This window comes from Streptomyces sp. NTD91, from assembly GCF_059510455.1.
Map to the genome: position 1 here is coordinate 1 of NZ_JCAJZW010000148.1, position 746 is coordinate 746.

1 protein-coding gene is annotated in these 746 nt (G+C 74.3%); it reads left to right on the forward strand.

All coding sequences use genetic code 11. The features are described from left to right. Positions 1 to 746: beta-ketoacyl reductase (locus tag AC5WRT_RS38980; protein WP_496098947.1), on the forward strand; the 746-nt coding region annotated here is incomplete at both ends.

Sequence of the window (746 nt, forward strand, 5' to 3'; positions counted from 1 at the left end):
CGCTGCTGCAGGCGTGCGGGGACGCGGGGGTGGGCGGTCGGGTGTGGGTGCTGACGCGGGGTGCGGTGTCGGTGGGCCGTTCGGACGGTGCGCCGGATCCGGTGCAGGGTGCGGTGTGGGGTCTGGGGCGGGTTGCGGCGCTGGAGTATCCGGACGGGTGGGGCGGTCTGGTCGACCTGCCCGACACCCTCGACCGGCGCGCCACGGCCCGCCTCGCCGGAGTACTCCTCGGCTCCGGCCCCGAGGACCAGGTCGCCGTCCGCCCCTCGGGCGTCTTCGGGCGCCGTCTGGAACGCGTCGTCCCGGCCGGTGACTCGGCGGGGTGGCAGCCGCGTGGGACGGTGCTCATCACCGGTGGCACGGGTGCGCTGGGCGCGCGGGTGGCCCGCTGGGCGGCAGAGCAGGGCGCGGAGCACTTGGTGCTGGTCAGCCGGCGTGGCCTCGACGCGCCGGGTGCGGCTGTCCTGCGGGACGAACTCCAGGGCATTGGGGCGCGCGTGAGTGTGGTGGCGGCTGATGTGGCGGACCGGGAGGCTCTGGTCGCACTGCTGGCCGAGCATCCGGTGGACGCCGTGGTGCACACGGCGGGAGTGCTGGACGACGGTGTGATCGACGCGCTGTCCCCGGAGCGGTTCGCGAATGTCCTGCGTACGAAGGCGTTGGGCGCTCTGTACCTGGACGAGCTGACCCGCGACCGCGTCCTGGACGCCTTCGTCCTCTTCTCGTCCATGTCCGGCAGCGTCGGC